We start from the raw sequence: 18,943 nt of genomic DNA, 5'->3' as shown, positions 1-18,943 counted from the left end.
ATTTCTTCTTGATAAACCCTGAAATGTTGTTAATTAGTCTATTTTTAGCTACGCTTTTTTTAGCATATTCAAATGGTGCAAATGACAATTTTAAGGGTGTAGCAACGTTGTTTGGTAGTAGAACAAGTAGCTATCAAACAGCAATTTTGTGGGCAACTTTTACAACTTTTGCTGGCGCAATAACTGCAACTTTTTTAGCACAGACACTAATTAAAAACTTCTCTGGAAAAGGACTATTACCTGATGCGATCGCTAATGCCCCAGAGTTTCATATTGCAGTAGCGATCGCTGCTGGTTTAACTGTACTCATTGCTACACTTATGGGGTTTCCCATTTCTACAACTCACAGTTTAACAGGTGCGATTGTTGGCGCTGGATTAGTGGCGATCGGGCTTCAACTGAATTTTGCAATTTTAGGAACTGCCTTTATTTTGCCTTTATTACTTAGTCCAATCCTGGCTATTCCTTTAGGAGCAGGAATTTACAGCTTATCTGGTTATATTAATTCAAAATGGCATCTAACAATCAATCAAAAAACGATTGATACTTGCCATTTTCTCAGTGCTGGAATTGTCAGTTTTGCTAGAGGATTAAATGACACTCCTAAGATTGTTTCACTCATTCTGATTATCGAGTATTTTTCGATTCAAGGAGGAATGATCACAATAGCGATCGCGATGGCACTTGGCGGTTTACTTAACTCCCAAAGAGTTGCTATTACCATGAGTGAAAAAATTACCTCAATGAATCATACTCAAGGCTTATCAGCCAACATAGTAACGGGAGTTTTGGTCATTGCAGCTAGCGGATTTGGGCTTCCGGTTTCTACCACACACGTTTCAGTTGGTTCTATTTTTGGGGTAGGATTGATTAGCAAAAAAGCTAATAGACGTGTTTTTTCTCAGATATTACTATCATGGGTTTTAACTTTACCAATTGCTGCAATTATTAGTGGAATAATCTACAGATTATTGCAGGGTTAGAAAATTATCTAAATATATTCGTTTGTGCAATTTTTAAGGATAAGTAAACAATGCAAACTCAATCAATAATTACATTAGATACACCAGTAACACCATTTAATCACAAACTCAGTTCCCCTTTAACAAAAAAAGGAATCACTGTTTTACAAATTAATTTAGGTAAGCGTTGTAATCTTTCCTGTACACACTGTCATGTCGAAGCGGGGCCAAAGCGTACAGAAGAACTTTCTCCTGAAATTTGCGAACAATTAATTTCGCTAATTCATAAATTCCCCGAAATTAAAATTGTGGATTTGACTGGTGGCGCACCAGAAATGAATTATGGATTTAAGCCCTTGGTGGAAGCAGCAAAAGCAACTGGAAAACAAGTGATTGTCCGGTCTAATTTGACCATTTATTTTGAAGATGGATTTGGTTATTTACCAGAATACTTTGCTAAACACCAGATAAAAGTTGTGGCTTCTCTACCCTGCTATCTAGCAGATAATGTTGATAAAATGCGCGGTGCAGGTGTTTTTGATAGTTCAGTCAAAGCTTTGCAGTGGCTTAACAAAATTGGCTATGGTAAAGACCAAAATTTAATTTTGGATTTGGTATTTAATCCCCAATTACCCAGCAGTGAAAAATTTTCCTTAGCTCCCGAACAGGGCAACCTAGAACGAGATTACAAAATGTTCTTACAAGAACATTTTGATATTGTATTTAACAACCTCTTCACCATTATTAATCTACCAGTTGGTAGAACTAAAATGCATTTAGAACGGAAAAAGCTATACACCAGCTATTTGCAGTTTTTAGAGTTGCATTTTAATCCTAGTACCGTTGAACATTTAATGTGTCGTGACGAACTTTCAATTGACTATCTGGGCAATGTATATGATTGTGACTTTAACCAAATGATGAATTTGCCTGCAAAAACTCGTAATGGTGAAACCTTAACAGTTCGCAAATTGTTAGAAGCTGGCAATTTAGACCTGATTAATCAGGTACAAACTGCTGCTTATTGCTATGGTTGTACTGCTGGGTGTGGTTCTAGTTGTGGTGGCGCTTTGCTCTAAGAAGATGATTCGCGTCCGCGCCTGAGAGCAGTATATGAAGGCTTTGGTTTCCGTTATCACAGCCAGAGACAAATTGGTACTTATTTTGTCTCTCGCTATGAATATCAAATACTTCCACAAGTTATCTAAATTGATATGTCTTTTATCGATGAAATTAATCCTGTCAATGCTTTGATTGTGGGAGCCAGCCAAGGTATTGGTTTGAGTTTTGTGAAAAAATTGCTACAAGATCGCAGAATAGCTAGAATTTATGCAACTTCTCGTCAACCGAAATCGGTCTCAGAGTTAATAGCTCTTGCAAACGAATGTCCTGAGCGATTAATTTGTTTGGAGATGGATATTACTGACGAGTTACAGATTATTGAAGCTGTTCAAAAAATACATACTCAAGTTGACAAACTGCATTTGGTAGTCAACTGTGTAGGACTGTTACATGAAGATACTTTGCAACCTGAAAAAAGCTTAAGACAGATCAATTCAGAAAATTTGCTGCGCTACTTTCAGATAAATAGTATTGGTGCTGTCTTACTGGCTAAACATTTATTGCCTCTGTTTCGTCATGGAGAACGCAGCGTGTTCGCTACTATTTCTGCTAAATTGGGCAGCATTAGCGATAACCAACTTGGTGGATGGTACGGCTATCGGGCTTCTAAAGCAGCACTCAATATGTTGATGCGAACTGCGGCAATTGAGTATAAAAGAAGTTGTCCAAAAGCATTAATAGTGACATTACATCCTGGTACAACTGATACGCTTCTTTCCCGTCCTTTCCAGGGAAATGTCCCTGCGGAAAAATTATTTTCAGTGGAACGTACTGTTACCCAATTATTGGCTGTCATCGAACAGCTTCAAGAAGGCGATAGTGGACAGTTTTTCTCGTGGGATGGAAGCAGATTGCCTTGGTAATTGCGTTACGCTTGTGCTAGTGAAACTCATGTTATTCGTAACCAAAGTCTATGAAGTTTTTTGTGCCAGCAGCCAAGGATAATCAAGTTTCAGCATATCAAGATGAAGTTTTGGCGTTCGTTAATCTACCGCTTGAAACACCTCGCTCGGCGTTAGCACAGTACGTTAATTAGGCTGTTAGCCCTTTGTTTACGATTTTTAATGGATATCAACTGAGTATAGATGCAATCGAAGATTTAACTCGACGGTTGATAGAAAGAAGGTTGTAGTCAGAATACTAAGAACTAGGAAACTCTAACTCACCGCTTCCCCGTCTTGACTGCACCACCCCAGATGGTAGATGTCGCTCCAACCAATCTTCTAAATCAGCCAGTACCTCGCGATAATTGATGTCACTCTGAAGTTCGTGATAAGCTCCTGGATACTCGATTCTCAGCTTATCTGTGTAGTTTACTCTTTGGTAAAAAATATCACTTCCTGCTGGTAAAGCAACTCGGTCTGCGCCACCGTGGAGAATCAATAATGGTAATTGCCAATCAGCGGCGTGAGCATTAATCCAATCAACTGTTGCAAAGAATTCTGTAGCCAGACGGGCGGTAGCACGGGTATGTCGGAGTGTATCTTGGGCATAAGCAGCTAAAACCTGCGGATCTCGTGAACCTGCGCTAATGTCAATGCCTGTATTCAAGGTGAAACGCGGCCACACTCGTGAGAGCATTTTTCCTAAAAGCACCCGAATCGGTGAAACCCCAACTTTGCCTAAGGTTGGCGCGATCGCGATCGCACCCTGCAATAATGATGCTTGTTGGGGATAGCGCAGAATGTAATCTAAGACAATCACCCCGCCTAAACTGTGACCCAAGATAAAAATTGGGCATCCAGGATTTTGAGTCTGAATTAACTCTAAAAATGCTCCCAGGTCTTCGCGAAACTCACTCCAAGCGCTAATATAGCCTCGCTGACCTGGTGAACGTCCATGACCACGCAAATCTAAGGCGTAGACAGCATATTGCTTGGGTATCAAATGCTGAATTACATTATTGTAGCGATCGCTGTGCGCTCCAAGTCCATGCGAAATAGCTAATATTGCCCGTACTTTACCCTCTGGATGCCAGCTTTGGTAATACAGGTCAAGTCCTCCAACACCTGGGAATGTACCTTCTTTATGAGATGCTAGGCGATCGCTATGGTCAATCATCTGGTTAATTTTTTATTCATTTTCCCAGCAAGCTACTAACCTGTCAACTAAAATTTAGTGGTCTTCAAGACGCTCTCTACGTTCGCGCAGCGTGTCGCAGACAGACGCTGCGCGTAGCTTGCTTCCCCGCAGGGGTACGCGGACTCGCTAACGCTACGCTATCAGTTAGGGGTCTGAATCCCCGACTGATTGATTCTGAATGCTGTTAGCGGTAGCGGGGCGTTTAGCCCATTCTGACTTCTGAATTCTTCTTCAAATTATTGCTCTAAAAAGTTAGTCACTTTGAAATTCGATGTTCCCTCCCAACAGTGGTTCAAAAAAGCGCTTACCTGAGCATCTGCTGAATCAGCCGATTCTCTAGAAGCATTAAATTGCACTGCTGTCACAATGTACTCAAAGATAATTACAAACTGCTTTTGGGGTGAAATTCTTTCGACTACAATTGTTTCACCTATTTTAGGGATTTGAGGCACATTTACTACAAATGTCTCAATTTTCGGTTTATCTAGTGGATTTTTGAAATTGAAGTATTTACAGTAAACAATAATTTTCACTTAGACAACCACCAATAACAATTCAAAATTCAAAATGATGCTCGCAGACTCGCTCTAAGCGTTCGCGGTAGCGTCTCGTAGAGAAGCCATGCCGTTGGGGGAGCCTCTCGTAGAGAAGGCTTTACGCTGCGCTAACAAAATTCAAAATTTAAGAGTATATGTAGAGTGCAGTTGCACTGTGCTAACGTACCCTACGTTTATTCCAAAAATCTGAATTGGAAAATTGTGAATATTTATTATAGTAGATTTTTCAAAAATATCTATTAGGTTATTTACCCTGCCATAGTTGCCGCAACGACTGAAAAATCCTGACAAATCTCTCTTCTAGCCAGAGCATAACATAATCAAGCCATTCCAGAAGTTGCTCTAAGGGGTGCTTTTCATAGCCAGTTAAAGTTGCTTTAGTTTCTATCCAGTCTGGCTGTGCCTCAACTTCACTACTTTGTTGAAACTGCTGTTTCAACATTTCCCCTTTACGACTTTCGCTTTTAGTTTGAGAAATGCTGGTTCGGGTTTGTTTTGCAGAGGCGATTTTTCCAGATGTTTCTTGCCTTGAGGCGAGATTACTAGTTGGTTGTTTTCTTTGTACCAAGCCAGATCCGAATTTAGGTTGTTTTACACTCAAATTCTTTTGTGGAAAATGCCCTACTGATAAACTTGGTGCTAAAGCAGAATTTGTCCTTTGAGAAAGTTTAACTGACTTATCAGCGACGGTTTTGGTGTCACCAAATAAATCATTCCATGTTAACCAAGGATCATCTGTTAAATCTTGGTTCTCTAACTGAGGACTTGTAGACAATGCTTTTCTAAGGCGTGATGAGAATAGTTTACCTGGCAATCGCCCCTCATCGGTTGTTGACTCAAGTGTTTTTTCTTTGCCAACACCAAAAAAGTAATTAAGTGCCGCCTCAATCAAAGCCTTAAAATTTTGTGTATGAGTTTCCAAACCATCAGCATTTGGTGTAATTTCATCCCTACCAGCTAATTGCTCTTTGCCATAAAGAAATATATTTAACTGAGTTTGGGCAAGTTGGGCAATTTCCTGACTACGTTCTTGTACAGGCACTAAAGCATTTGATTCCAACTTAGCAAAGGCTATATCTAAAAATGTTAATAGTCTATCTGTATTCAGTAAATCTTTTGGTATACCCTCGACTAAAACTGGAGTTTTAGCTGGATTTCCGTCAGTTAGTTTTGCTAATAACTGGTCAATCTGTGGTAATAGCTGCTGCGTTTCTTTTTTAGCTATAATCAACTGCCAATACTGCCAATATTTAGCAACTTCATTAATAATTCGTTCTTCTAATTTTGCCTGCTGTTGGGATGTCAAAATATCGAGAATTTCATTATCGGCAGTAACTAGTACTAAATTCCGATTCATTAAATTTGTGGCAATTCCCCGCACTATTGGAAGATGCTGTTGCAGGGAATTTTCCAATTGTAAAGGGTTGATACTTCCGGCTTGATTCTCCGTAATATTTGATGCTTGAATAAGATTAGCGTTATTTGTAGAGTGATTATCAACGAATTTCGACCGAAAAATTCCCAAGAAAGCCAAGGGTTTGAAAGGTTCAGATGTTTTCACCGGAGTAGAGGCGGCTTCATCAGATGACAGATAATAGACTGCTTCCAGTACATTTTGAATGGGGCTATCAGCATTTGGCGGCGTTTCGGACTGGCAATCAGTGTCATCAGGTTGTAACTTTAGTCTAGTTTGTGGTTCTTTGGTGTGTAGCGTTTTCCCAGATGATTCAGATGACTGAAACAGTAGATACACTGGGTAAAGTAATACCTCCACACCCCACTTAGTAGCAACTTGCAAATGTCGGTAGGTGTGTTCCCACTTTTGTGTTACCCGCCGAGATTGCTGGTGGACAAAGTTAAATAGTCTGCTTTGATAACGACCAGAGGAACCAGAAGACATAAGTAGTAATTTTTTAGTTCAAGTCTTGTTAAGTTGTGAGACTCGCGCCAAACAATAAAAACAACCAACACCTCATCTTAGCGAATATATGACCCCGACTGTCTCTCAATCCCAGACCAAATTTATCTCAGAAATAATTGAGCAACTACGCTCATTTTGTCAAGTTAATCTTCAGTCTACTTGGCTATACCAGGAATCTGACCTGATTATTACTGATGTTGTCGCTGCTGATTTGTCTCATTGGCAACCTGTCCAGTTGGATGCTAAAGAACATATTGCTTGGACGGGCGGGAAAAAAGTGCTATGGCTAGTGCAAAAATTGGTGGTTCCTCAAGATTTACAGGGTTATCCCTTAGCTGGGTTATCTTTGCGGCTAGCGCTGCTTTGGTGGGCGGATTCTGCTGAGATTTATGTAAATGGGGAGTTAGTGCTGGAGGGTGATTTATTTGATTGTTCGCCGAGAGTGCTTCTCAGTCAGGAGGTGAAGCCAGGGGAAGAGTTTATTGTGGCTTTGCGGTTAGTGAGTCCGGGACATTGTGATGGTGCTTTAGTGCGATCGCTCCTAGTTTATGAATCTATTATTGATAATAATCCCGATCCCGGTTTTGTCGCTGATGAGTTAGCTGTGTTGCAACTTTATTTGGAAAGGTTTGCACCGGAGAAGTTGGATGTTTTGGCAGCGATGGTGGGGGAGGTTACGAACCGCAGAGGCGCAGAGGACACGAAGGAAGAGTTAGTAAGATCGTTTTTGTCTCTACGTCAAAATTTAATTCAATCTGCCCTTTTGCAGGGAGATCAAAAATCTAAAATTTTCCTGTTGGGTCATGCTCACTTAGATTTAGCATGGCTATGGCCTGTGAGTGAAACTTGGAATGCGGCGCAAAACACTTTTGAGTCGGTTCTGAAGTTGCAAGCAGATTTTCCTGAGTTAATTTTCTGTCATTCGACTCCCGCACTTTATGCTTGGATTGAGGAACATCGCCCAGATTTGTTTCAAGCAATTCAAGCACAGGTGGCGGCTGGACGTTGGGAAGTTGTCGGCGGAATGTGGGTGGAACCGGAACTCAACCTCATTGCTGGTGAATCAATAGTCCGTCAGCTATTGTATGGTCAACGCTATATTCAGGAGAAATTTGGCAAGCTTTCAACTGTGGTGTGGGTTCCAGATACTTTTGGTTTTTGTGCAACTTTACCGCAGTTTTTCGCTAATGCCGGTATTGAGTATTTTGTCACGCAGAAGTTGCGATGGAATGATACTACTAAATTTGATTATGGAGCTTTTTGGTGGCGATCGCCTGACGGTAGTGAAGTTTTTAGTTTGATGTCTGCACCCATCGGTGAAGCTATAGACCCCGTTAAAATGGCATCCTACGCTCTTGAATGGCAAACCCAAACTGGTTTACCAGAATCTCTTTGGCTTCCCGGTGTCGGTGACCACGGGGGCGGCCCCACCCGTGATATGTTAGAAACCGCCCAACGTTGGCAAAAGTCTCCTTTCTTCCCAGACTTAGAATTCACAACGGCTGAAAAGTATTTACAGAAGATTAGTAAAGCAGGCAGAATTCAGGAGTCAGAATTCAGGAGTCAGAATTCAGGAGTCAGAATTCAGGAGTCAGGAGTCAAGAGTTATTATTCTCCCCCTGCTTCCTCTGCTTCCTCTGCCTCCCCCTCATTCCCTACTTGGAATGACGAACTATACTTAGAATTTCATCGCGGTTGCTACACTACCCACGCAGACCAAAAACGTTGGAATCGTCGTTGTGAAAACCTATTATATCAAGCTGAACTATTTGCTACCTTGGCAACTGTAAGCTGTGGTGTGACATATCCCAAGGCAGAAATTGAAGCAGCTTGGAAGCTGGTATTATTTCAACAGTTTCACGATATCTTACCTGGTTCTTCAATTACCCAAGTTTACACAGATGCGTTGCCCCAATGGCAGCAAGTGGAAGAAGTGGGAACGAAGATATTACAGGAATCACTTTTAGCGATCGCATCTCACATTACCCTATCAGAACCACCAAAACCCGATAGTTTGCCTATTTTCGTTTTCAATTCTCTCAATTGGCAACGTTCTGAGGTAGTCTCTGTAGCCTTACCCACACCAGAAGAATGGCAGATTTATGATACTTCTGGAAGACAGCTTCTCTCCCAATTATCTGAACCATCAGCCCTACTATTTCTCGCCTCCGAAATTCCACCCGTAGGCTACCGCATATTTTGGCTTTCCCCCACCCTGCGGGAAGCTAAAGCTACATTCCCCCCACTCCTCCCAGACTGGATTTTAGAAAATGAATTCTTGCGAGTTGTTATAGATCCTGATACTGGAGATTTATCAAGTGTTTTTGACAAAACTTATCAAAGAGAAGTTTTGAGTGGGGCGGGGAATCAACTACAAGCTTTTAAAGACAGTGGTCAATATTGGGATGCTTGGAATATTGACCCCAATTATGCTCAACATCCCTTACCCGCGACCAATCTTCAATCTATTCAGTGGTTAGAACAAGGCCCAGTGCAAAGTCGTGTGCGCGTAGTGCGTCAGTTGGGTGAATCGGAATTTTGCCAAGACTATATTCTGCAAGGTGGTTCACCCCTACTAAAGATAGTTACTACCGTCAACTGGCAAGAAAATCATGTATTAGTGAAAGCTGCTTTTCCTCTCAATATTGAAGCCAACTTTGCTACTTATGAAATTCCCTGTGGTGCGATTCGCCGCCCAACTAAACCACAAACCCCCGCAGAACAAGCAAAATGGGAAGTCCCCGCTTTGCGTTGGGCTGATTTGACAGCAGAAGATACACAGACAAATACCGCAATCCCAAATCGTTATGGTGTCAGTTTGCTGAATGATTGTAAATACGGTTACGACAGCAAACCAAATCAACTCCGCTTAACACTGCTACGCAGTCCTAATTGGCCAGACTCCGAGGCTGACAGAGGTTTTCACGAATTCACGTATACCTTGTATCCTCATGCTGGTAGCTGGGAAGCAGCCCATACAGTACGGCGTGGCTATGAATTGAATATACCGTTGCAAGTAATCTTGAATCCACCCGACACTCACAACAGGCTAAACGCCCCATTAACGCTAACAGAACTCAGAACTATTGAAGGGGCGAGTTTCTTAAATTTATCAGCTGAAAATTTAATCTTGATGGCCTTGAAGCCATCTGAAGATAACCCACAGCAGTTAATTCTGCGGTTTTATGAATCTCACGGAGAAACAGCCGAGTTATCTTTGCAAAGTGATTTAGGGTTGAATCTAGGAGATAGAGTAGATTTATTAGAGCGTTCTTCTAGCACTGAATTCTCATTTAGGCAACAAAACTTGACGATAGAGCCTTGGAAAATTGCCAGTTTCCAGGTGATACCAGCAATTAATCCCAAGCTAGAGTAAGCCACCATAGCTGTGTCAGTGGTCAGTTGTGGTTTTCCACTGACCAATGACTAATAACCAATGACCAATGACTCTTTTAATCTTCGTGGTCATCAAACGGATCGTTCAATTGCTTGCTAGGAGGGCCAAAAGAGGTATAAATCGACAGTACAGTGATGACAACCACCACGGCAGCCATAGAAATGCTAAGAACTATTGCGGGTTCCATAATTGAGAGATTGATTATGAGTGCTATTCTTATAGAATATTACAGAAGATTAAAAAAAGCTTTGGCAAGTAATCTTAGGTGAACTATGGCACAAAGGACTAGGTTGGGAGATATCCTGAAACCACTGAACTCTGAGTATGGGAAAGTGGCTCCAGGTTGGGGTACTACCCCGGTGATGGCTGTTTTTATTTTGCTATTTTTCGTGTTTCTGCTGATTATTCTGCAACTTTACAATCAATCATTCTTGATTCAGGATGTACTTGTAGATTGGCGGAGTTTAGGACGCTAAAAGATACATAGCGATCAAGTTTGGATAACAAGTTAAGTTACACCCGGTTCTTCCGGGTTTTTTTGTTGGTTGTGAGTCAGAGTTCATATCATGTCCGCATCATCATAGCCCAATACACTTGTAGAGACGGCGATTTATCGCGTCTTGAAAACCCAAAATTGTTGTCAGTAGCCCTTAGCCCAAGCGTATTGAATTATAACCGTAGTCACACAGGTTAGGACAGTGTTGATTCCTCAAAGTCTTGAAATAACTGGGTTTTTACTCAGCACTGGCTCAACACCCTGCTATCCATGTACAGCACTCAACACTTGGTTAAGGCAAGAGACGCGATGAATCGCCATCTCTACAAGTGAAATTGTCTGTTCAGGTGGTTAATTTAATCAAATTCAGGTGGCCACAATTCTGCGATCGCTAATTCCCAACCTGGCAGTAATTCTGGTATTGTCAGTTTATCGTTATTTTTTAAAACTACTGGTTCAAGGTTAGGGCGATAAACTGTTACTAAAACTTTGTCAGGGTCAATGAGAATACCCACTGTACATCCAAGTTCTAGGAATAGCTTAATCTTTTCTTGGAGTGGTTTGATGCGATCGCAAAGTGTGTCCGAAGGACTCTCGCTCAGATTTTACCTCAACCATCATGTTCGAAGTCTTTAATTGTCAGAGACATAAAGCATCACTCGCTCGTGGGGCGTTAGCGTAGCTCGCCGCAGGCATCGCCTTCTATGATAGGCGATTATTGAGTAGACTACATAATAATATGCGAGTTTCTGTAGTAGTTCTATAGTTTACAGGAGACAAAAAATGAATATATTTGGTATCGGTCTACCGGAAATGGCTGTAATTATGGTAGTAGCGCTGTTAATCTTTGGCCCCAAGAAGCTGCCAGAAATTGGCCGGAGTGTGGGCAAAACAATTCGTAGTTTCCAAGAAGCTTCCAAGGAGTTTCAAAACGAGTTTCAAAAAGAAGCAGAACAGTTAGAAGAAGCTGTAAAGACTACTGCTGAATTGGAACCTAAGCAAATTTACCCTGCCAAATCTGAGCAGGATACCGCAAGTTCTTCTCAATCTAGCTAGGAGAACATAAGAATTTTGGATTTTGGATTTTAGATTATTTTGCAGTTTAGAGCAACGTCTTTGGTGAACGTAACAAATCCAAAAAACGCTAATTCCGACGCTGCACCATCGTCAATCTAAAATCACTAAACCTTGTACCCTTGCGGTCTGTTTCAATCCAAAATCTAAAATCTAAAATCTAAAATTGATTGACTGTAGGCAAAATGACAGAAGTTGTTACGCAACCAGCTTTGGTAATTCCCCAGCTAATTGTCGGGTTGGGGAATCCAGAAGCTAAGTATGACCAAACACGCCATAATATCGGCTTTGCTGCTTTAGAAACTCTCTCGCGTTCTTGGCACATTTCTTTAGCAGAAAACCGCAAGTTTCAGGGTGAGTATGGCGAGGGTATGGCCCCAGGTGGAGGTAAGATTCGCTTGCTGAAGCCGTTAACTTATATGAATCGCTCAGGACAAGCAATACAAGCGGTGACAAGTTGGTATAAATTGCCGCCTGAATCAGTGCTGATAATTTATGACGATATGGATTTACCTTTGGGAAAAACTCGGCTGCGGTTATCTGGTTCGGCTGGGGGACATAACGGCATGAAAAGTGCGATCGCACATCTTAGTACCCAAAACTTTCCCCGTTTGCGAATCGGTATTGGTAAACCCAAAAATGCAGCTAATAGCGATGATTCCGGTGCTATATCCCATGTACTGGGGCGATTTTCTGCTGCCGAAAATCAGCAAATGTCTCTTGTACTTCAGTTCGTGGTTGAATGTCTTGAACTAAGCCTCAAGCAGGGTGTAGAAAAGGCAATGAATGTTTGTAATAGCCGCACCATTAATAATTCTGAGTCTTAGGGTTGGATGAATACTTCTCTATAAGTTTGGCAAAGGCACTTATTTTGGTTGATGTACAGCAATTTTAGCTTATTCCATCCAACCGATATAAAGCCTGTAATGCTCTCTGTGTATAGAGAAAGTAACTCATCTATGCTCTAATTGGCGGTGCGGCATACTGTGCTTAATTTTTGTAAGAATAATGGCGATGGCGCTGTTGCTTGTTTTTGGTCATAACCTCAAGCAACGCCAGTATCACACCAATAGGTTTATTTAAAACGTCTTGTGCGTCTAGCTGCTACCGCCTTACGTTTACGTTTTTCTATCGGTGTTTCAAAGTGCCGATGATATTTTACATCAGCTAATATCCCAGCTTTGGAAACCTGACGTTTAAACCGACGCAAAGCTGAGTCTATTCCTTCGTTCTCTCCTAGAACCACCTGGGTCATTCTTACCTTTTCCTCATCATCAATAGTCTCCATTGTAATATTACCCTCAACCTGAGTAAAACCCCCTTAGCTAAAGTCATGATTAAGAGGCTATTCGTCCGTTTGAGGCGGGTTTCGTGTGCTTCCGAATCCCTAAATCAGCACTTAACTAAAAGTTAATCTAAGTGACCTAATGCACTCTCAGAAGCAATAGAGAAGATGAGAAAATCATAATACTAAATTTTTCTGGCTGTAGTAAAATCTGGGAAATAATGTAGTCTTAGATACTAAAAGTAGATAAGAAAATATGATGATATTTGTAGATTTTAAAAGTTAATTCTGCCCTCATTAAATAATTTATATCCGACTGTTAATGAGGCAAAAGCAACAAATAAATTCCATAAGCTAGTCGATCTAAAAAATACTCCACCACTGAAGAAAACTAGTAATATGCCAATCCCTAACAAAATCCATCCAAAATTACTAGCTTCTCTCCGAAAAAAGACCAGTGTAAATGCACCTGCCATAATCGCTAATACGGCGACAGTAGCAGGCAATCTGTTATAAAAAGGTATATAGTAACCACTCACAAATATAATGTTTTGACCAAAAAAGTATAATCCTGTGAAAAGTAGGATTAAACCTATAAGTCTGATTAATAGTCTGCCCATAATATTTTTACATTTTTAATAGCTGAAACTAATTTTAACCTGATTGTAGTGGAGTTTTGAAAATTCTACGAAATTTTACGTAAAATTCATTTACCCTAAGTGAATATATTATATGTAAGTCTAGCTTGTCTGAAGATAATAGTACAAATTTTTATGATTTTACTATTATCTGGGTAAAAATGTAGTTTCAGTTACTAAAATAGATAAAAAAATATGATTTTATTTACAAATTTTAAAGCTTTATTCTGCCTTCATTAAATAATTTATATCCAACTGTTAACGAGGCGAAAGCAACAACTAGATGCCATAAGCTAGTTGATCTGAACATTGCTCCCCCACTGAAGAAAACTAGTACTATGGCAATCCATAACAAAGTCCATGTAAAATTACTAGCTTTTCTCAGAAAAAACACCAACGTAAACCCACTTACCATAATCGCTAATACGGAAGCAGTAGCAGGTAATCTTCTAAGAAAAGGTAGATAGTAACCGCTAACAAATATAATATTTTGACTCAAAAAGTATAAGCCTGTGAAAATTAGGATTAAACCTATAAGTCTGATTAATAGCCTGCCCATAATATTTTTACATTTTAATCGCTGAAGCTAATTTCAATCCGATTATACTGGGGTTGTGAAAATTCTACTAAATTTGACGTAAGCTTAATGTAAATTCCGTAAATATACTGAATACAGTTTCAGACTGTCTGAAGATACCAGTACAAGTAATGTTGATTACATCAAGTAGTCCTTGCCAGCGTTTTATCAAGGTGCTTTAATAGCGATCGCATTCCGCAAAACAGTTTAACCAAGAATCCCTCGCTTTCTAGGCGTCGGGAGTATCAAAGATTCAAAACATTAAAGTCAAAGATATGACAAGCTAGTACCATATCCTTGACATTAAATTCTCCCCAAAGCTGAATAGGAGCATACATGGAGCCAATTATTGCTATAGTTTTAGCCCTTATAGGTTATGCATTAGGTTCTGCAAAACTGATTAATCAAGGAAATGAAGCCCTAGTTGAACGCTTGGGGCGGTTTCATCGGAAACTTAAGCCAGGGCTGAACTTTATCGTTCCCTTGGTCGATCAGATTGTGATGGAAGATACTACACGAGAGCAGTTTACAGACATCAAACCTCAAAATGTGATCACCCAAGATAATATCTACGTAGAAGTGGATGCTATTGTATACTGGCGTATTAGAGATATTGAGAAAAGCTTTTACGCAATTGAGGATCTGCAAGGAGCCTTGACACAGATAACCACAACCACGCTCCGGGAAATCATTGCACAAAATACCCTAGAGCAGACTAACGTCTCTAGAGCGGAGATGGACTCAGCCATCTTAGACCAGTTGAATAACGTAACAGCAGATTGGGGAGTTGAGATTCTCCGGTTAGATATTCAGAGAATCACACTACCTGAGAGTGTACGAAAGTCTAGAGAAGAGGAACAAGCCGCTGTAATCAAAAAACGGGCGCTGATTACCGAAGCTGAAGGGGAAAAGGAAGCTGCCATTAAGAAAGCTGAAGGAACTATGGCTTCAGTGCAAATCATTTCTCAAGCTCTACGTTCCAATCCTGACAGTAGGGATATTCTGCGGTATCTTGTCGCTCAAGATTACGTAGATGCCAGCCAAAAACTTGGCGAGAGCAGTAATGCCAAAATTGTCTTTGTAGACCCAGCCAACTCGACTGAAATGTTTCAGGAGTTGATAGCCGAGTCGATAGTTACAGAAGGTCACGGCAAAAAATCCGAAAACGGTAATACTTAAAAGTTATGCTGTGCGGTTTGTCGGAATATTGCATCGGCTACTAATGAAACATCGTGCATTTCTTGAACATCGTGAACTCGGAGGATATCAGCGCCATTAAAAATAGCAGCAGAACAAGCTGCTGCCGTTCCCCAAACTCGTGCTTTGGGATCTGGTTGATTTAAAATGCGACCAATGAAACTTTTACGAGATGCTCCTACTAAGATAGGACATTTGAGTGCTGACAGCGATCGCAAGCCCCGAAAAATTTCTAAATTTTGCTCATAGTTCTTAGCAAAACCAATACCAGGATCAATAATAATTTTATCCAGGTCAATGCCCACAGTAGTTGCTACCTCAATTTGCCCAGCCAAAAAACTATAAATCTCACCAAGCAAATCTTGATAATCAGTCTGTTGTTGCATTGTCTGTGGTGTTCCCCGGATGTGCATTAAAATCATCGGCACACCTAACTCTGCGACTGTTGGCAACATTTCTGAGTCAAAAGTGCCGCCAGAAATATCATTAATAATATCTGCTCCAGCTTCTACAGATGCCCTAGCTACAGCAGCACGAGTCGTATCTACAGAAATCGGGATTGAGATTTCTGGTCTTAGTACCTCTAACACCGATAGTACTCGCTCAAGTTCCTCCGCCAGAGTTATTTGCTTTGCCCCTGGTCGAGTTGATTGACCGCCCACATCAATTATGTCAGCACCAGCAGCTACCAGTGCTTGCGCCTGTACTAAAGCGGCAGAGGTAGTGTTAAACTCACCCCCATCACTAAAGCTATCAGGTGTCACATTCAAAATACCCATCAAATAAGTCCGCTGTCCCCACTCGAAACAGCGTCCTCGAATTATCAAGTTCCTTGGCATAAATCTACATTAGGCATTCCCATGCAGAGCATGGGAACAAAAAGAAAGCACATTACACTAAGTGAAAATTCACAATCCGAGCGAAACTCTCAGGTTCTAGACTTGCTCCACCCACCAGAACACCATCAATTTCTGGTTGAGCCATAATCTCATCAATATTATTCGGTTTAACTGAACCGCCATATTGAATTGATACATTCGGATTACTCAACTGGCTACGAATTAAGCCAATTATCCGATTTGCCTCCGTTACTTCACAAGTATCACCAGTACCAATCGCCCAAATTGGTTCGTAGGCAATCACCAAATTATTCTGATCGATATCTACCAAGGCTTTGTCCAGTTGGAGAGCAATCAGGGATTCAGTTTCTCCTGCATCTCGTTGTTGTTTAGTTTCGCCAACACAGAGAATTGGAGTCAAACCAAACCTTTGAGCAGTTCGGAGGCGCAGATTAACAGTGGCATCCGTTTCACCAAAGTATTGCCGTCGTTCGCTATGACCGACAATTACAAAGCGCACACCACTTTCTGTCAGCATTGGGCCAGAAATCTCACCTGTATAGGCTCCAAATTCTTCCCAATGGATATTTTGTGCCCCCAATTGGATGAGGCTACCGTGTAAAGTCTTGGACAAAACGCTTAAATCAGTGAACGGAGGGCACAATATCACTTCCCGCCCTTGGGGGGTTTCCTCTAAGTGGGGCAGAAATCCTTGTAAAAACTCCTGGGTCTCTGCCTGAGTTTTGTACATTTTCCAGTTGCCGGCAATAACGATTTTCCGCACAGGTAATTTAGTCAAGATTCTAACGCGTTATATTAGATGCATTTTTCAGTTTATGACTTTTTGTTAGTCATTAGTCTACGAGTTGGGGACTGGGGATTGGGGATTGGGTAAAAATTATTCTTCCCCCGCTACCTCTGCTACCTCTCATGTCGCCAAACCCTTGCTAAAAATAATTAGGATGGTGAGGGGGTGTATCTAAAATCTAAAATCTAAAATCTAAAATCTAAAATTAATATGACTTCGACCTTGCCTATGCCTGAACCTCATCAAAGCGATTCCGCTAACACCGATCCAAATTCTCTTAGTTGGGAGGAAGAACTGGATAGTGCTATTTTCAGTTTTGAAGATATTCAAACAGAACTGAATTATAAACAAGCACAAACGGCGCTGCGAAATTTGGTAGCCAATCTCGACCTCACCCCCCAAGAAAAAACTGGGTTAGAGACGGAAATTGCGGAGTTGGAAACCATGCTAGGGAAGTTAGATCGCATGGTGGTACAGATTGCGGCTTTTGGCATGGTGGGACGTGGTAAGTCTTCGCTACTCAATGCTTTGGTTGGACAAACAGTATTTGAAACTGGGCCGCTGCATGGTGTCACCCGTGCTGCACAAAGAGTTAATTGGAGTATTAGCGAGGAAGCAATTGGGGAAACTGAACGGGCTTTGCGAGTTACTCTCCCTGGTGTAGGTCAATCGCAGGTGGAATTAATTGATACTCCTGGGTTAGATGAAGTAGATGGTGCAACCCGTGCCGCGTTAGCTGAACAGATTGCCAAACAAGCGGATTTAATTCTATTTGTGATATCTGGCGACATGACAAAGCTAGAATACATGGCCCTTTCTCAGTTGCGGGAAGCAGGTAAACCGATCATTCTGGTGTTTAACAAAGTAGACCAGTATCCAGAAGCAGACCGGATGGCAATTTATCACAAAATCCGGGATGAAAGGGTGCGGGAATTACTTACACCTCTAGAAATTATTATGGCTGCGGCATCGCCATTGCTAAAGACGGCGATTCGTCGCCCTGATGGCACTAGGGGTATACAGTTACGTACAGGGAATGCCCAAGTTGAAGAACTGAAGCTGAAAATCTTGGAAATTCTACACCGTGAGGGTAAAGCCCTGGTTGCTCTCAACACTATGCTTTATGCCGACATTGTAAATGAGCAATTGGTAGAGCGAAAAGTGATGATTCGGGAACAGAATGCCAATCAGTTGATTTGGAAAGCTGTGATGACTAAGGCATTAGCGATCGCACTTAATCCCGTAACTGTGGTAGATATTCTGAGTAGTGTGGTTATTGATATTGCTCTAATTTTGGGTTTATCTAAACTCTATGGCTTCTCCATGACCGAAGCCGGGGCTGTGCAATTGCTACAAAAAATCGCCCTGAGTATGGGCGGCATCGGTGCTAGTGAATTGTTAGCAAACTTGGGCTTAAGTGGATTAAAAACTTTACTGGGGATCTCTGCTACAGCTACAGGTGGCATTGCCTTAGGCCCTTATATATCGGTGGCACTCACGCAAGGGGGAGTAGCTGGTGTTTCTTCTTACGGTATTGGACAAGTTACCAAAGTTTATTTAGCCAATGGCGCGACTTGGGGACCTGATGGGCCGAAAGCAGTGATTAACCGGATTTTGGCTAACCTGGATGAGACTTCAATTCTTAACCGGATTAAAGATGAATTACTCTACAAGGTAAAACTCAAAAAGTGATGCAGAAATTTGTAATTCGTATCAGCATTCATAACGATTATTTTTGTAGCTCACTAACTTGAAATCTGCTGTATCTCTTATTCCTTAGAGCGATCGCTAATTATTACCATTGAGCTTTAGAACTCGAAACATGAAGAGTACTGAGTTCCAAGTGCTGTTAGCGGATAGCTAGGGTTGAGCCAGTGCTGAGTTGAAAGACCGCCCACAAGAGGCCTTGGTCTTACCGAGTGCTGAGTGCTGAGTACTCTCCTTCTTACTCAGCACTCAGTACTTACCACTAAGTCTGATGAAATTGC

The 18,943-nt window shown here is 41.3% G+C and carries 18 protein-coding genes and 1 pseudogene; 10 read left to right on the top strand and 9 right to left on the bottom strand.

Annotated elements, in window-relative coordinates; all coding sequences use genetic code 11:
• Nucleotides 1-23: 23 nt before the first annotated feature.
• The 4 genes from FD723_RS27960 (at nt 24) to FD723_RS43130 (ending at nt 3,120) form a co-directional block, all read left to right on the top strand.
• A complete protein-coding gene (locus FD723_RS27960; RefSeq protein WP_179068272.1) occupies nt 24-983 on the top strand; it encodes an inorganic phosphate transporter in 960 nt (319 codons plus the stop codon).
• 50 nt (nt 984-1,033) lie between these two features.
• Entirely contained in the window at nt 1,034-2,041 is a 1,008-nt protein-coding gene (gene arsS / locus FD723_RS27955) for an arsenosugar biosynthesis radical SAM (seleno)protein ArsS (protein WP_179068271.1), read from the top strand.
• A gap of 135 nt (nt 2,042-2,176) precedes the next feature.
• The gene (locus FD723_RS27950) at nt 2,177-2,947 is read left to right on the top strand and encodes an SDR family NAD(P)-dependent oxidoreductase (RefSeq protein WP_179068270.1); all 771 of its coding nucleotides are present in this window, start codon (nt 2,177-2,179) and stop codon (nt 2,945-2,947) included.
• 50 nt (nt 2,948-2,997) lie between these two features.
• Entirely contained in the window at nt 2,998-3,120 is a 123-nt protein-coding gene (locus tag FD723_RS43130) for a hypothetical protein (RefSeq protein ID WP_256874951.1), read from the top strand.
• A 104-nt stretch (nt 3,121-3,224) separates the two neighbouring features.
• On the opposite strand, the gene FD723_RS27945 is transcribed toward FD723_RS43130, so the two are convergent.
• The 3 genes from FD723_RS27945 to FD723_RS27935 form a co-directional block, all read right to left on the bottom strand.
• Nucleotides 3,225-4,145: an alpha/beta hydrolase gene (locus FD723_RS27945; protein WP_179068269.1), complete on the bottom strand. Its 921-nt coding sequence runs from the start codon at nt 4,143-4,145 to the stop codon at nt 3,225-3,227.
• Between the two features lie 257 nt (nt 4,146-4,402).
• Nucleotides 4,403-4,699, bottom strand: a complete 297-nt coding sequence (locus tag FD723_RS27940; protein ID WP_179068268.1) for a hypothetical protein — start codon at nt 4,697-4,699, stop codon at nt 4,403-4,405.
• A 268-nt stretch (nt 4,700-4,967) separates the two neighbouring features.
• A complete protein-coding gene (locus FD723_RS27935) occupies nt 4,968-6,623 on the bottom strand; it encodes a hypothetical protein (RefSeq protein ID WP_179068267.1) in 1,656 nt (551 codons plus the stop codon).
• Between the two features lie 88 nt (nt 6,624-6,711).
• On the opposite strand from FD723_RS27935, the gene FD723_RS27930 reads away from it, so the two are divergent.
• Complete coding sequence (locus FD723_RS27930; RefSeq protein ID WP_179068266.1) at nt 6,712-10,020, top strand: alpha-mannosidase; 3,309 nt, start codon at nt 6,712-6,714, stop codon at nt 10,018-10,020.
• Between the two features lie 76 nt (nt 10,021-10,096).
• Here the strand turns inward: FD723_RS27930 and psbN are convergent, their stop codons facing one another.
• On the bottom strand, nt 10,097-10,228 hold the full coding sequence (psbN, locus tag FD723_RS27925) for a photosystem II reaction center protein PsbN (RefSeq protein WP_179068265.1): 132 nt from the start codon (nt 10,226-10,228) through the stop codon (nt 10,097-10,099).
• Nucleotides 10,229-10,313: 85 nt separating this feature from the next.
• Here psbN and psbH point away from each other — a divergent pair, with 85 nt between their 5' ends.
• Complete coding sequence (gene psbH / locus FD723_RS27920) at nt 10,314-10,517, top strand: photosystem II reaction center phosphoprotein PsbH (RefSeq protein ID WP_179068264.1); 204 nt, start codon at nt 10,314-10,316, stop codon at nt 10,515-10,517.
• A 376-nt stretch (nt 10,518-10,893) separates the two neighbouring features.
• On the opposite strand, the pseudogene FD723_RS27915 reads toward psbH, so the two are convergent.
• Nucleotides 10,894-11,109 (bottom strand): annotated as a pseudogene (locus FD723_RS27915) (Uma2 family endonuclease); the annotation flags it as partial.
• Between the two features lie 211 nt (nt 11,110-11,320).
• Here FD723_RS27915 and FD723_RS27910 point away from each other — a divergent pair.
• Both FD723_RS27910 and pth read left to right on the top strand, forming a co-directional pair.
• On the top strand, nt 11,321-11,593 hold the full coding sequence (locus FD723_RS27910; protein ID WP_179068263.1) for a TatA/E family twin arginine-targeting protein translocase: 273 nt from the start codon (nt 11,321-11,323) through the stop codon (nt 11,591-11,593).
• A 203-nt stretch (nt 11,594-11,796) separates the two neighbouring features.
• On the top strand, nt 11,797-12,438 hold the full coding sequence (gene pth / locus FD723_RS27905; RefSeq protein ID WP_179068262.1) for an aminoacyl-tRNA hydrolase: 642 nt from the start codon (nt 11,797-11,799) through the stop codon (nt 12,436-12,438).
• 248 nt (nt 12,439-12,686) lie between these two features.
• On the opposite strand, the gene rpsU is transcribed toward pth, so the two are convergent.
• A complete protein-coding gene (gene rpsU, locus FD723_RS27900; RefSeq protein ID WP_069073049.1) occupies nt 12,687-12,866 on the bottom strand; it encodes a 30S ribosomal protein S21 in 180 nt (59 codons plus the stop codon).
• Between the two features lie 305 nt (nt 12,867-13,171).
• A complete protein-coding gene (locus FD723_RS27895; RefSeq protein WP_179068261.1) occupies nt 13,172-13,516 on the bottom strand; it encodes a hypothetical protein in 345 nt (114 codons plus the stop codon).
• Between the two features lie 931 nt (nt 13,517-14,447).
• Here FD723_RS27895 and FD723_RS27890 point away from each other — a divergent pair.
• Nucleotides 14,448-15,290, top strand: a complete 843-nt coding sequence (locus FD723_RS27890) for an SPFH domain-containing protein (protein ID WP_179068260.1) — start codon at nt 14,448-14,450, stop codon at nt 15,288-15,290.
• Here the strand turns inward: FD723_RS27890 and folP are convergent.
• Both folP and tpiA read right to left on the bottom strand, forming a co-directional pair.
• Nucleotides 15,287-16,147 carry a dihydropteroate synthase gene (folP, locus tag FD723_RS27885; protein ID WP_179068259.1) on the bottom strand — a complete coding sequence of 287 codons (861 nt, stop codon included), beginning with the start codon at nt 16,145-16,147 and terminating at the stop codon, nt 15,287-15,289. The genes FD723_RS27890 and folP overlap by 4 nt on opposite strands.
• A gap of 52 nt (nt 16,148-16,199) precedes the next feature.
• A complete protein-coding gene (gene tpiA / locus FD723_RS27880; protein WP_179068258.1) occupies nt 16,200-16,931 on the bottom strand; it encodes a triose-phosphate isomerase in 732 nt (243 codons plus the stop codon).
• Nucleotides 16,932-17,165: 234 nt separating this feature from the next.
• On the opposite strand from tpiA, the gene FD723_RS27875 reads away from it, so the two are divergent.
• Nucleotides 17,166-18,647 carry a GTP-binding protein gene (locus FD723_RS27875; protein ID WP_179068257.1) on the top strand — a complete coding sequence of 494 codons (1,482 nt, stop codon included), beginning with the start codon at nt 17,166-17,168 and terminating at the stop codon, nt 18,645-18,647.
• The last annotated feature ends 296 nt before the right edge of the window (nt 18,648-18,943 follow it).

The sequence above is a fragment of the Nostoc sp. C052 genome (genome assembly GCF_013393905.1).
Lineage (GTDB): Bacteria > Cyanobacteriota > Cyanobacteriia > Cyanobacteriales > Nostocaceae > Nostoc.
Note: the sequence above shows the minus strand (reverse complement) of the source record. Positions and strands in the feature narration are given on the sequence as shown.